The 13138-nt window shown below is 71.8% G+C and carries 8 protein-coding genes, 1 tRNA gene and 1 pseudogene; 5 read left to right on the forward strand and 5 right to left on the reverse strand.

Translation table 11 applies throughout. The features are described 5' to 3' along the window. Positions 1-13 precede the first annotated feature (13 nt). Genes ACWY4P_RS11615 through ACWY4P_RS11635 form a run of 5 tightly spaced genes read left to right on the forward strand, consistent with a single transcriptional unit; the run spans position 14 to position 8603 of the window. Complete coding sequence (locus tag ACWY4P_RS11615; RefSeq protein ID WP_456210431.1) at positions 14-2161, forward strand: GDSL-type esterase/lipase family protein; 2148 nt, start codon at positions 14-16, stop codon at positions 2159-2161. Positions 2162-2172: 11 nt separating this feature from the next. Further along, the gene (locus ACWY4P_RS11620; RefSeq protein WP_456210433.1) at positions 2173-3615 is read left to right on the forward strand and encodes an alpha-L-fucosidase; all 1443 of its coding nucleotides are present in this window, start codon (positions 2173-2175) and stop codon (positions 3613-3615) included. Positions 3616-3620: 5 nt separating this feature from the next. After that, the gene (locus ACWY4P_RS11625; RefSeq protein ID WP_456210434.1) at positions 3621-4562 is read left to right on the forward strand and encodes a hypothetical protein; all 942 of its coding nucleotides are present in this window, start codon (positions 3621-3623) and stop codon (positions 4560-4562) included. Next, positions 4559-5470 (forward strand): CARDB domain-containing protein, encoded by a 912-nt coding sequence (locus ACWY4P_RS11630; RefSeq protein ID WP_456210436.1) that lies wholly within the window; start codon positions 4559-4561, stop codon positions 5468-5470. Before ACWY4P_RS11625 ends, ACWY4P_RS11630 begins: the two co-directional genes overlap by 4 nt. Positions 5471-5480: 10 nt before the next feature. Continuing rightward, positions 5481-8603, forward strand: a complete 3123-nt coding sequence (locus ACWY4P_RS11635; protein WP_456210438.1) for an alpha-N-acetylglucosaminidase TIM-barrel domain-containing protein — start codon at positions 5481-5483, stop codon at positions 8601-8603. A 230-nt stretch (positions 8604-8833) separates the two neighbouring features. On the opposite strand, the pseudogene ACWY4P_RS11640 reads toward ACWY4P_RS11635, so the two are convergent. From ACWY4P_RS11640 to sucC, 5 genes and pseudogenes are all read right to left on the reverse strand, one after another. Beyond that, a pseudogene (locus ACWY4P_RS11640) lies at positions 8834-9013 on the reverse strand (hypothetical protein); the annotation flags it as partial. A gap of 149 nt (positions 9014-9162) precedes the next feature. Further along, positions 9163-9247, reverse strand: a tRNA-Leu gene (locus ACWY4P_RS11645). Positions 9248-9392: 145 nt separating this feature from the next. Next, positions 9393-10937: an aldehyde dehydrogenase family protein gene (locus ACWY4P_RS11650; protein WP_456210440.1), complete on the reverse strand. Its 1545-nt coding sequence runs from the start codon at positions 10935-10937 to the stop codon at positions 9393-9395. A gap of 39 nt (positions 10938-10976) precedes the next feature. Beyond that, on the reverse strand, positions 10977-11894 hold the full coding sequence (gene sucD, locus ACWY4P_RS11655) for a succinate--CoA ligase subunit alpha (RefSeq protein ID WP_456210442.1): 918 nt from the start codon (positions 11892-11894) through the stop codon (positions 10977-10979). Positions 11895-11907: 13 nt separating this feature from the next. Then, the gene (gene sucC / locus ACWY4P_RS11660; RefSeq protein ID WP_456210444.1) at positions 11908-13038 is read right to left on the reverse strand and encodes an ADP-forming succinate--CoA ligase subunit beta; all 1131 of its coding nucleotides are present in this window, start codon (positions 13036-13038) and stop codon (positions 11908-11910) included. Positions 13039-13138 lie beyond the last annotated feature (100 nt).

The following is a 13138-nucleotide window of genomic DNA, read 5'->3' on the forward strand; positions in this document are numbered from 1 at the left end:
CTGAGGAGGACCCGTGCTCGGAGTGTTCAGAGGGCTCGGACACCGCGGATTCGCCGCCATGGCAGCGGCCATGGCGGCCACCCTGGCGGCGCTGCTCATGGCGGCGCCGGCCGAGGCCGGGCAGCCGGCCTGGACGGGTACGTGGGCCACCGCGCAGCATGCCTCGTACGACCCCGGCACCTCGGAGGTGACCGTACGCATACCGGTGCGCGTCAGCGCCGGCGGGTCAAGCGTGCGGATCCGGCTGACCAACGGATTCACCGACCAGCCGGTGACGATCGGTCACGCCACCGTGGGGCTGCGCGGCGGCGGTTCCGCCGTGGCGCACCCGTACGACCTGCGGTTCGGCGGGAAGCGCGAGGTGACGATCGCGGCGGGCGAGCAGGCGGTCAGTGACCCGGTCCGGCTCGCCGTGGCCGCCCGAATCGACCTGGTGGTCAGCCTGTACTTCCCGGGCCGGCTCACCCACATCAGCCAGCACTGGATGGGGCTACAGACCGTCTACTGGACCCCGGACGGCGGCGGTGACCACGCCGGGGACTCAGCCGGAAGCGCCTTCACCACGACCGACTCCACCTTCCCGTTCCTGACCGGGGTCGACGTTCGGGGCGGTGACGCGAAGGGCGCCGTGGTGGCGCTCGGCGACTCCATCACCGACGGGGCGTCGTCCACGGCGAACGCCAACCGGCGCTGGCCCGACTACCTGGCGGCCCGGCTTTCGGCCTGCTCGTCCACCGCCGGGGTGCTCAACGAGGGCATCAGCGGCAACCGGATCACCGCCGGGACCGACGGCAACCCGTCGGCGCTGGACCGGCTGGAGCGCGACGTGCTGTCCCAGCCGAACGCCCGGACGTTGATCCTTTTCGAGGGCGTGAACGACCTCAGCTGGGGTGGCGCCACCGGCGACCAGGTGATCGACGGTATGCGGCAGATCGCGCGGCGGGCCCACGCCCGCGGGCTGCGGGTGATCGGCGCGACCGTGGTCCCGTACCGGGGATGGGGCGACTGGTGGACCGAGGACAAGGAGGCCGACCGGCAGCGGGTCAACGCGTTCGTCCGTGACTCCGGCGGCGTCCTCGACGGGTACGCCGACTTCGACAAGGCGGTACGGGATCCGGCCGACCCCACCCGCTACGCCGCCGCGTTCGACTCCGGTGACCATCTGCATCCCAACGACACCGGGATGAAAGCGTTCGCCGACGCGGTCGACCTGGCCGCCCTCGGCGTGGCCCGCGACTGCCCCTCGGCCCGCGTCCGGCTGACCCCTTACCAGCCGAGCCTGCGGGCCGGTCAGGCCACGGAGGTGACGACGACCGTCACCAACACCGGCCCCACCGCCGTCACCCGCGTCAGCACCCGCCTGGAGCTGCCACACGGCTGGTCCGCCGAACCGGCCGGCAGCGCGCGGATCCGCACCCTCGCCCCGGGCGACAGTGCCGCCGTCACCTGGACCGTCACCCCCGCGGCCGACGCGGCATGGGGCACTCACCCGATCGGGACGGGCGTCTCCTACCGCCAGGGCGGCCGGCCACGGCACGACTCCGACGGCGTGGACGCCACCGTCGTGCCTGTCCCGTCCGAGGTGCGGGCGCCGTACCTGACGACCGCCACGGCCGACGACGCCCAGTATGCCCAGAACAGCGGTCCGAACAGTGGCCAGTTCGCCGTCTGGGCGGGCGGCCGGGACCTGTCCGGCGGGAAGGACGAGAAGGCAGCCGTCTATCTGCCCGGCGCCGCGCCGCGCTCGGGCAGCGTCACCGCCCGGGTGGTCGGCCAGACGGGCAGCGGGCCGTCCGCCAAGGCCGGGATCGCCGTCGCAGGCGACCTGACCGCGCCGGAGAAGGGCGGCTACGCCGTGCTGACCATGTCGGCGCAGTACGGCGTGGAGTTCATGACCGACAGCGACGGCGACGGCCGCCTGGACACCTGGGCCGGCGGCGGCGCCTCCTACCACCCCGCCTGGCTGCGGCTGGTCCGCGACGGCACGACGTACACCGCGTACGCCAGTACCGACGGCACCGCCTGGCAGCAGGTCGGCACCGCGACCGTGCCCTCGGCGAGCGGCACCGGGGACGCCGGTGTCGTCGCCAGCGCCGTCAACCTCAACTATCCGGGCCAGACCACCGCAGCCGTCTTCGACTCCTTCTCCGTCACCGAGTGAGAGGCACCTTCATGGCAGTCAGTCGCAGAAATCTCCTGACCACCGCGACCGCCCTCGGCGGGGCGGTACTGCTCTCCCCGCCCGGGGTCGCCCAGGCGCTCAGCAAACCCGCGCACACAGGCATTCCCGACTACACGGCCACCAAGGCCTCCCTCGACACCCACCCGGTGCCGCGCTGGTACAAGGACGCCAAGTTCGGCATCTTCGTCCACTGGGGCGTCTACTCGGTACCCGGCGGCACCGGACGGCAGAACGCCGCCGAGTGGTACCTGTGGTACACGAGCTACAAGGACACCGCCGAGTGGAAGTACCACCGCGACACCTACGGCCAGGATTTCGTCTACGACGACTTCATCCCGCAGTTCAAGGCCGAGAACTTCGACCCGGACTCCTGGGTGAAGCTCTTCGAGCAGGCGGGCGCCCAGTACTTCGCGCTGACCAGCAAGCACCACGACGGATTCGCGCTCTTCCCCAGCGAGGTCACCGACCGGCACTCCGTCGCGTACGGCCCGAAGCGCGACCTGGTCGGTGAGCTGATGACCGCCGCCCGCAAGCGCGGCACCGTACGGCCGGGCCTCTACTACTCGCTCGGCGAGTTCTTCAACCCGTCGATCGGCCGGCCGATGAAGAACTTCTACACCGACGAGGAAATCCCGATGGTCGGCTACAAGCCGGTCGAGGACTACGTCGGCGACTACGAGCTGAAGCAGCTCTACGAGATCATCGACCGGTACGACCCGGAGCTGCTGTGGGCGGACGGCCAGTGGTTCCGGCCGACCGGCGACCCGGCATGGCGCAGCCAGGAGCCCATGGCGCACTACTACAACCAGGCCAAGAACCGGCGGAACCCCAAGGGCGTCGTGGTCAACGACCGGTTCGACACCCACTTCGACTTCGCGACGTACGAGCAGCGCACCAACCCCACGATGGACCCGCAGAAGTGGGAGTGCTGCATCACCATGGGTTACTCCTGGGGCTACAACAAGCACGAGCTGGACGAGGACTACAAGACCTCCGAGTTCCTGATCCACCTGCTCGCCGACGTGGTCAGCAAGAACGGCAACCTGCTGCTCAACATCGGCCCCAAGCCGGATGGCACCATCCCCGCCATCATGCGGGAGCGGCTGCGCGACATCGGCGCCTGGCTGGACGTCAACGGCCCGGCGATCTACGGGTCGACGCCGTGGGTGCGGGCCGAGGAGGAGGGCAGCCCACTCGGCATCCGTTACACGGTCACCCCCGGCAGGTTCAACATCATCGCGCTGGGCGCCCCCAGCGGAACCCTGTCGGTGCCCGCCGACATCCCGGTCGGCGCCGGCTCCAGGATCCGGCTGCTCGGCCACCAGGGCCCGCTGCGGTGGACCCGCAAGGACGGCAAGATCCACATCACGGTCCCCTCCGCTCTCCCCAGCGACATCGCGAACACCTTCACCGTCGACTGGGACCGGGGATGAGCCTCATGACCGGACGCGACGAAACCCGATTCGACACCCTCGGGCCCACCCTCACGGTGACCACGGTGCCCGCGGACCCGGCCGGCGGCGACGCGGTGACGGCCACCGCCGTCCTCACCAACGACTGCCCGTTCCCCCTGCGCAACACCGTCCTCCACCTGATCGACCCGCGCACGACAACGGCCACCCGGACCATCGCCCTCGGCGACCTGCGACGCGGCGCGAAGGTGACCCGCAGTTGGCGGACCCGGATGCCCGCCGGTGTGGCCGGACAGGTGGCGTTCACCGCGCACGTGGTATTCGACGTCGACGCGCACAGCGCCGACTGCGCCCGCGCCGCCCGGACGTTCACCATCCCGTACACCCCCAACGAGGTGCGGGCGCCCTACAGGACGTACGCCACCGCCGAGGGCACCGAGTACGGCCAGTACGGCACCGAGCTGGTGATCTGGGCGGGCGGCCGGGACCTGTCAGGCGGTACCGACGAGAAGGGAATCATCTACCTCCCCGGCGCCGCCGCCGCGTCCTGCGTGGCCCAGGCCAAGGCGGTCAGCCTGACCGGCACCGACAACCCCGTCGCCAAGTCGGGGATCGCGATCGCCAACGACCTGACCGCGCCGGAGAAGGGCGGCTACGCCGTGCTGACCATGGCGGAACACTACGGCCTGGAGTTCCTGACCGACAGCGACGGCGACGGGCGCCTGGACACCTGGGCCGGCGGCGGCGTCTCGTACCACCCCGCCTGGCTGCGGCTGGTCCGCGACGGCACGACGTACACCGCGTACGCCGGCTCCGACGGCACCGCCTGGCAGGAGGTCGGCACCGCGACCGTCCCCTCGGCGAGCGGCACCGGGGACGCCGGTGTCGTCGCCAGCGCGGTCAACGTCAACTATCCCGGCACGACCGTCCAGGCGATATTCGACCACTTCACGGTGGAGGCAACGTGAGCGGCAACCCGGGCAGCCGGCCCTACCGGCCCGAGGAGGACTTCCTCAGCCCGCCCGTCTCGCTGACCGTGTCGCCGACGAGTCCGGAGGCGGGCTCGGCGGTGACGCTGACCGCCACCGTCACCAACACCGCCCCGATCGCGCTGGGTGACACGGTGCTCTACCTCGCCGTGGACGGCACGGGGCGGCCGTCCCGTCTGGGCAGCCTGGCGCCCGGTGCCACGGCCACCCGCAGCTGGCGGACCCGGCTCGCCGACGACGCCGAGGGCCTCGTCTCGTTCACCGCCCACGCGCTCTTCGACGTCCACCGCGACGGCTCCGACTGCGCCCGCGCCACCTCGTCGGTGCGGCTGCCGAACCTGTCGCTCGCCGGTGCCTTCGACAACGCGGGCATCGCCTCCGACGACGCCCTCACGGTCGCCGACATCGACGGGTCGCGGTCCAGCCTGTCCGCGCAGGCGCTGGCCTCGGTCGGGCTGACACCGGGGGCGGCGGTGACTTCCGACGGGACGGCCTTCACCTGGCCGGACACCCAGCCGGGCAACAAGGACAACGTCGTCGCCTCCGGGCAGACCGTGCTGCTGTCCGGTTCGGGCTCCCGGCTGGCCTTCCTCGGTACCAGCACCTGGGGCGAGGGCAAGGGCGAGGGAGCCGTCGTCTACGCCGACGGCACGCGGCAGGCGTTCTCCGTCGCCGTCCCGGACTGGTACGGGGCGAACGGCTCCGCCGCGGTGGTGGTGCCGTACCGCCACATCTCCACCGGCCGGGACGACACCCCGGTCAGCCTCTACGTGTTCGGCGTCGAAATTCAGGACAAAGAGGTGCGCGCCGTCGTGCTGCCGAAGGTCAGCGACGGCCTGCAGTCGGGCGTCCCCGCACTGCACATTTTCGCGATGACGGTCGCCTGAAAGGACATTCATGAACAGCAACGAAGGCGTCAGCCGCAGACGAGTGCTGACCGGAGCGGCCGCCGTGGGCGGCGCGCTGCTGCTGGCGCAGCCGCAGGCCGCCCGGGCCGCCGCCGAGAACGGGAGCGCCGGGCCGTTCGACACGGCACCGGCCGCTGCCGCGCTGCGGCGGCTGGTGCCCGGCCACCACCAGCAGGTCACGCTGCGCGCGGTGGCGGCCGGCGGCGGCGACCACTTCCGGGTCACCGGCCGGGCCGGGAGCATCACAGTGGAGGGCACCAGCCCCGCCGTACTGCTCACCGGGTTCAACCGGTACCTCGCCGAGGCCGCGAAGGCCGACATCTCCTGGAACGGCGAGCAGCTGAACCTGCCCCGGCTGCTGCCCTCGCCCGGCACGGAGATCACGGGAGCGGCGAACGTCGCCCACCGGTTCGCGTACAACGACACCAACGAGGGCTACACCGGCGCCTACCGGGGCTGGAAGGCCTGGGAGCGCGAGATCGACGTGCTCGCGCTGCACGGCATCAACGAGGTGCTCGTGTACATCGGTGCCGACGCCGTCTACTACGACACCTTCCGGGACTTCGGCTACTCGGACGCCGAGCTGCGGGCCTGGATCCCCGCCCCTTCCCACCAGCCCTGGTGGCTGCTCCAGAACATGTCGGGGTTCGGCGGTCCGGTGTCCAAGCAGCTCATCGACCAGCGGGCCGCCCTTGCCAAGAAGATCATCAACCGGGTGCGGGAACTCGGCATGACCCCCGTGCTGCCCGGCTACTACGGCACCGTGCCGGACGACTTCCTGGCCAAGAACCCCGGCGCGTCGCTGGTCGCCCAGGGCACCTGGGGCGCCTTCAAGCGCCCCGACTGGCTCGATCCGCGCACGGACCTCTTCGCCAGGGTCGCCGCCGCCTTCTACCGGCACCAACGGGAACGCTACGGCGACAGCTCGATGTACAAGATGGACCTGCTGCACGAGGGCGGCAACGCCGGTGACGTGCCGGTCGACGAGGCGGCCAAGGCCGTCGAGGCGGCGCTCCAGAAGGCACACGCCGGGGCGGTCTGGGCGATCCTGGGCTGGCAGACCAACCCGAGCCGGGAGATCCTCGGCGCGGTCGACAAGAGCACGATGCTCGTCGTCGACGGCCTGTCCGACCGCTACACCACCGTCACCGACCGGGAGAGCGACTGGGACGGCACCCCGTACGCCTTCGGCAGCATATGGAACTTCGGCGGTCACACACCGATCGGTGCCAACGCTCCCGACTGGGTGGACCAGTACCCGAAGTGGCGGGACAAGACGGGCAGCGCGCTCGCCGGGATCGCGATGATGCCGGAGGGCGCCGACAACAACCCCGCCGCGATGGCCCTGTTCACCGAGTTGGCCTGGACGCCCGGCACCATCGGCCTCGACGACTGGTTCGCCTCGTATGCCGTGTCCCGGTACGGCGGCGAGGACCCGCACGCCGTCGCCGCCTGGAAGGCGATCCGTGACACCGCGTACAACATGTCCCGCGCGGACGCGTGGAGCGAGGCGCCCGACGGGCTGTTCGGCGCCCGGCCGAGCCTGGGCGCCAACAAGGCCGCCGCGTGGGGCCCGGAGGCCGACCGCTACGACACCACGGCCTTCGACACGGCGCTCACCGAACTGCTCCAGGTCGCGCCGGGGCTGCGCGACAGCTCGGCCTACGCGTACGACCTGGCCGACGTGACCCGTCAGGTGCTGTCCAACCGCAGCCGGGTGCTGCTGCCCCAGATCAAGGCGGCGTACGAGGCCGGGGACCGCGGCCGTTTCGACCGGCTCACCAAGACCTGGCTCAGCTGGATGAAGCTGATGGACAAGGTGCTGGCCACCAGCGGCCAGCACCTGCTCGGACGGTGGCTGGCCGACGCCCGTTCCTGGGGCGCCACCAAGGCGGAGAAGGACCAGCTGGAGTACGACGCGCGGTCGATCATCACCACCTGGGGCGGCCGGGCGAGCAGTGAGGAGGGCCTGCACGACTACGCCAACCGGGAGTGGTCCGGGCTGCTCAGCGGCCTCTACCACCTCCGCTGGAAGACGTACTTCGACGAGTTGTCCGCGGCGCTCGCGGCCGGCCGGCAGCCGGCCGAGATCGACTGGTTCGCGCTGGAGGACCGCTGGGCGCACCAGCACGACAGCTACCCGGTGCGGACGTCGGGCGACATCCACAAGCTGGCCCGGAAGGTGCGGGACACCCTGGCCGCGGATCCCCACCAGGTGGCGCTGACCGCGTCCGCCGACCGGGGAGCGGTGGCCGAGGGCCGCCCGGTCACGGTCACCGTGTCGTTCACCAACCGCAATGGATTCGGCCCGGCGACGGATGTGAGCCTGTCGGTCGACGCGCCGGAGGGGATGGCCGCCGAGCCGGTCGGCACGACCACCGCGGCGTCCGTCGCCCCGGGCGAGACATTCTCGGCGAGCTTCCGGGTCACCCTCACCCCCGCGGCCGCCGGTGAGCTGGTCTCCCGGGTGCCGGTGGGCGCCTCCTACCGGACCGGCGGCTCGCGGGGCTCGGCCGCGGCGGCGGTCCGTCTGATGGCGGGCACCGGTGTACAAGCGCCTTACCGAACGGCTTCCTTCAACGACGCCGTCTTCGGCCAGTCGGGGGACAGACTCGCCATCGAGGGCGGGGGCGCCGATCTGTGGGGTGGCACCAATGAGTTCGCCACGATCCACCGGGTCGCCGCCTTCGGGTCCGGCTCGGTCGCCACGGTCCAGGTCACCTCTCAGGACAGCACTGGCGGCTGGGCCCGCGCCGGGCTGATGGTCCGTAACGACCTCTCCTCGAACGGCGACGGCTCGGCCGGGTACGTCAATCTGGCGGTGACTCCGTCCAACGGATGCGCGCTGTCCTGGGACGCCGACGGCAACGGAAAATTCGACTCGATCGAACTGGCCGGGTCCTTCACCGCCCCGGTGCATCTGCGGCTGACGCGCTCCGGCAACGCCTATACCGGCGAGTGCAGCGGTGACGGCGTCTCATGGACCACGGTCGGCACGGCCACCCCGGGCGGCGTTGCCGACGCCCAGGACATCGGGGTATTCATGACGGCTGCCAACGGCTGGACCGGCACCCGGGGGATCGCCGGTTTCCAGGGCTTCTCCGTCACCTGAGCCGGCGGGGTCCGCGCGGTCCTGTTCAAGGCCCGCTCCTCAAAGTGGCCCGAGGCATTGTTGCCCGTCGGGTACTGACGCGAGCCTCTTGAGGCCGCGGGATTCCCGGTCGGCGTCAGTGGCCGGGGTCCCTGCCGGTCCCATCGCGGTTCGTGGCCGCCGCGTCCGGGGTATGCGTGGGCGGTCATACGCCACGGGCGGGCGGCGTGGCGGCGGAGGGCGTCGGAGGTGATGCGCAGGCCGGTCCAGTCGAAGTCCGCGCGCCGGCGCAGGGCACAGCCCGCTTCGCGCGCGGCGGCCGCGAGGTGGTGGCAGGCGAGTTGGCGGAGGGTGAGGTGGAAGGACAGGCCCGTCTCGGCCGCCTCGGTCAGCCACCCCCATGGCGGAAGCTTGTGTACCGCACCGACCACGCCCGATAAGGCAAGGGCGGCATGAGATCGAGAGAAACCCCAGGCCGGCGCACTACCACCGCGACAATCTCACGCCACCCATTTCGACCGCCTGGTCGACGCCTCATGCAGAAAGCCTGGTCAGCGCGCTGACCAGGCCTTTGAGTGAGTGTCCGAGGGGGGACTTGAACCCCCACGCCCGATAAAGGGCACTAGCACCTCAAGCTAGCGCGTCTGCCATTCCGCCACCCGGACCAGGTGTGCTCCGCGGCTCCCCGCGGCGACAGGGACAACGATACCAAGGTTTTGGAGTGCGTTTCACCTGCGTAAGGACCGCGCCCCGGGCCGCGCCGACCTGCGGTGACGCGGCTCGGGGCCGGGCGGGGGTCACGGTGGGTGGTCAGGCGGGCATCAGGTGGTAGTCGGGGAAGTTGCCGGGGGTGTGGTCGGGGTCGGGGCCTTCGGTGACGGCGTGGACGAGGAGGTCGCCGCCGACGAAGGCGCCGCGCCAGGAGGCGCCGAAGCCGCCGAAGAGCTCGTCGCGGTCGCCGCGGGAGCGGGGTTTGCCGTGGCCGGTTTTGAAGGCGCGGATCTGGGGGGCGAGGCGCCGGTAGGTGGCGGGGTCGTCGCAGGAGAGGGTGGCGACGAGGGCGCCGTTGCTGGCGTTCATGGCGGCCAGCAGCTCGGCCTCGGTGTCGACCAGGACGAGGGTGTCGACGGGGCCGAAGGGCTCGGCGTGGTGGAGGGGGGAGGACGGGGGCGGGTTGAGGAGGGTGACCGGGGCCAGGTAGGCGGAGCGGTCCTGGTCGGGGAGGAAGTGGCCGTCGGCGAGGTCGCCGCGGTGGAGGGGGATGGCGCCGCGGTCGATGGCCTCGGCGACCTGGTCGCCGAGTTCCTTGGCCTTGGCGGCGTTGATCAGAGGACCGAAGTCCAGCTCGGGGAGGGGGTCGGCCGGGTGCGCGACGGCGAGGGGGTGGCCGAGGCGGATGGCGCGCACGGCCGGGAGGTAGACGGCGAGGAAGGCGTCGAAGGAGGAGCGCTGGACGACGAAGCGGGGGTAGGCGGTGCAGCGCTGCTTGGCGTAGTCGAAGGTCTTGCGGATCCGGGGGCCGAGCTCGTCCCAGCCGGTGAAGTTCCAGATGCCCCAGGCGTTGAGGCCCTCCTGTTCGAGGATGTGGCGTTTGCCGAGGTCGGCGACGGCGGTGGCGACGCGGGCGCCGGTGTCGCGGCCGCCGACGAAGGAGACGCAGCCGATCTCGGGCGAGCGGACCAGGGCCTCGGAGAGCTCACCGCCGCTGCCGCTGACCAGGGTGACGGGGATGCCCTCGCGGGCGGCGAGGGCGGAGGCGAGGGTGAGGCAGGCGAGGCCGCCGTCGGTGGGGGTCTTGGCGATCACGGCGTTGCCGGCCAGGGCCTGGACCAGCATGGCGTGGGCCAGGACGCTCATCGGGTAGTTCCAGCTGGCGATGTTGGAGACCGGGCCGGGGAGCGGGCAGCGGCCCTCCAGCATGCGGTCGCTCTCGTCCGCGTACCAGCGGACGCCGTCGATGGCCCGGTCCACGTCGGCCTGGGCGAGCCGCCAGGGCTTGCCGATCTCCCAGACCAGGAGGAGGGCGAGCAGTTCGCGGTGGGCGGCGAGCGCGTCGAGGGTGGCGGCGACGCGGGCGCGGCGTTCGGGGAGGGCGATGTGGCGCCAGGCGCGGTGCTGGTCGAGGGAGGCGCGTACGGCCTGGCGGGCGGTCGCCGCGTCCAGCCGGGGCGGGCCGGCGATGGGGGTGCCGTCGACGGGGGTGGTCGCGGGGAGGGGGTGGCCGTCGGCGTGCCAGCGGCCGTCCCACAGGTTGCGGACGCGGTCGTCCCGGAACGCCTCGGGCGCGGCGGCCAGGCTGCGCTGCCAGGCGTCGGCCCAGGTGGTGCCGGGTTTATGGGTGAGGGTGGCTGCCATCTGTGGACTCCGCTCTCGGGGCACGGGCGCGGTCACCGTTCACACCACCTTCCCCCGTCGGGCGCGGCTCGCCTCGCCCGCGTCCGCCAGAAGGGCGAACACCAGCGCGGCGGTCTCCGTCGGGGTGGCCCCGACCCGTACGCCGGCCGCCTCCAGCGCCTCCTGCTTGGCCCGGGCGGTGCCCGAGGAGCCGGAGACGATGGCGCCGGCGTGGCCCATGGTCTTGCCCTCGGGGGCGGTGAAGCCCGCTATGTAGCCGACTACCGGCTTGGTGACCTTCGCCTTGATGAAGTCCGCGGCGCGCTCCTCCGCGTCGCCGCCGATCTCGCCGATCATCACGATCAGGTCGGTGTCGGGGTCGGCCTCGAAGGCGGCCAGGGCGTCGATGTGGGTGGTACCGATCACGGGGTCGCCGCCGATGCCGACGCAGGACGAGAAGCCGATGTCCCGCAGCTCGTACATCAGCTGGTAGGTCAGCGTGCCGGACTTCGACACCAGACCGATCCGGCCCGGCTTGGTGATGTCGGAGGGGATGATGCCCGCGTTCGACTGCCCCGGGGAGATCAGACCCGGGCAGTTCGGGCCGATGATCCTGGTGGCGCGGGCCCGGGCGTAGGCCTGGAAGGCGACCGCGTCGTGCACCGGGATGCCCTCGGTGATCACGACGGCGAGCGGTATCCCGGCGTCGGCCGCCTCGGTGACCGCGGCCTTGGCGAACGGCGGCGGGACGAAGAGGACCGTCACATCCGCGCCGGTGGCGTCCATCGCCTCGCGCACGCCGCCGAAGACCGGCACCGTACGGCCGTCGACGTCGACCCGCGTCCCGGCCTTGCGCGGGTTGACCCCGCCGACGATGTCGGTCCCGGCCGCGAGCATCCGGCGGGTGTGCTTCATGCCCTCCGCGCCGGTCATGCCCTGGACGATGACCTTGCTGTCCTTGGTGAGGAAGATTGCCATGGCGTAAGCCCCCTTATGCGGCTGACACCGCGAGTTCGGCGGCCCGCGCCGCGGCGCCGTCCATGGTGTCCACCTGGTGTACGAGCGGATGGGCGCGCTCGGCGAGGATCGCCCGGCCGCGCGCCGCGTTGTTGCCGTCGAGCCGGACGACCAGCGGTTTGGTGAGGGTGACGGTGTCCAGGGCGCGGACGATGCCCTCGGCCACCGCGTCGCAGGCGGTGATCCCGCCGAAGACGTTGACGAGGACGGACCGTACGTCGGGGTCGCCGAGGACGACGGAGAGGCCGCCCGCCATGACCTCGGCCGAGGCGCCGCCGCCGATGTCGAGGAAGTCGGCGGGGCGGGCGCCGCAGCCCGCGACCACGTCGAGGGTGGACATGACCAGGCCCGCGCCGTTGCCGATGACGCCGACCCGGCCGTCCAGCTTGACGTAGTTCAGGCCCTTGGCCGCCGCCTGTGCCTCCAGATCGACGCCGCCGGTGTCCGCCTCGTACGCGTACGTCCTGCGGAAGCGCGCGTTGTCGTCCAGCGTCACCTTGCCGTCCAGCGCGACGATCGCCCCGCCACGCGTGGCCACGAGCGGGTTGACCTCGACCAGCAGCGCGTCCTGCTCGGTCAGCACGGTCCACAGACGGCGCAGGATCCCCGCCGCCGCGGCCGGCAGCCCGCCCGCCGCGGCGATCTCGGCGGCCTTCGCCTCGGTCACGCCCTCCCTGGGGTCCACCGCGATCCGGGCCACCGCCTCGGGGTGGCGGGCCGCCACCTCCTCGATCTCCATGCCGCCCTCGGCGGAGGCGATCGCCAGGAATCGGCCCAAGGCCCGGTCCAGGGCGTAGCCGACGTAGAACTCGCGTTCCACCTCGACCGGTTCGGCGACCATCACGCGGTGGACGGTGTGCCCCTTGATGTCCATGCCGAGGATCTGGCGTGCGGTCAGTTCGGCGGCCGCCGGGTCCGCGGCGAGCTTGACGCCGCCCGCCTTGCCCCGTCCCCCGGTCTTCACCTGCGCCTTGACGACGACTCGGCCGCCCAGCCGCTCGGCCGCCGCGCGGGCCGCGGGCGCCGAGTCGACGACCTCCACCCGCGGCACCAACACGCCGTAATGCTCGAAGAGTTCCCGTGCCTGATGTTCGAACAGGTCCATGCCCGCTCCTTTGGTCCCGGTCGCAGCGCTTGGTCAAACCCTTGCCGAACGCCCCCTGGACATCGATCAGTCGATGCGAGATAACAATGTTCATACCGCA

It is taken from the genome of Streptomyces sp. LZ34 (assembly GCF_053890475.1).

Excerpts from the sequence above, each read along its gene's own strand:
- ACWY4P_RS11620 (WP_456210433.1), top strand. The coding sequence starts at position 2,173 with ATGGCAGTCAGTCGCAGAAATCTCCTGACCACCGCGACCGCCCTCGGC.
- ACWY4P_RS11625 (WP_456210434.1), top strand. The coding sequence starts at position 3,621 with ATGACCGGACGCGACGAAACCCGATTCGACACCCTCGGGCCCACCCTC.
- ACWY4P_RS11635 (WP_456210438.1), top strand. The coding sequence starts at position 5,481 with ATGAACAGCAACGAAGGCGTCAGCCGCAGACGAGTGCTGACCGGAGCG.
- ACWY4P_RS11650 (WP_456210440.1), bottom strand. The coding sequence starts at position 10,937 with ATGGCAGCCACCCTCACCCATAAACCCGGCACCACCTGGGCCGACGCC.
- sucD (WP_456210442.1), bottom strand. The coding sequence starts at position 11,894 with ATGGCAATCTTCCTCACCAAGGACAGCAAGGTCATCGTCCAGGGCATG.
- sucC (WP_456210444.1), bottom strand. The coding sequence starts at position 13,038 with ATGGACCTGTTCGAACATCAGGCACGGGAACTCTTCGAGCATTACGGC.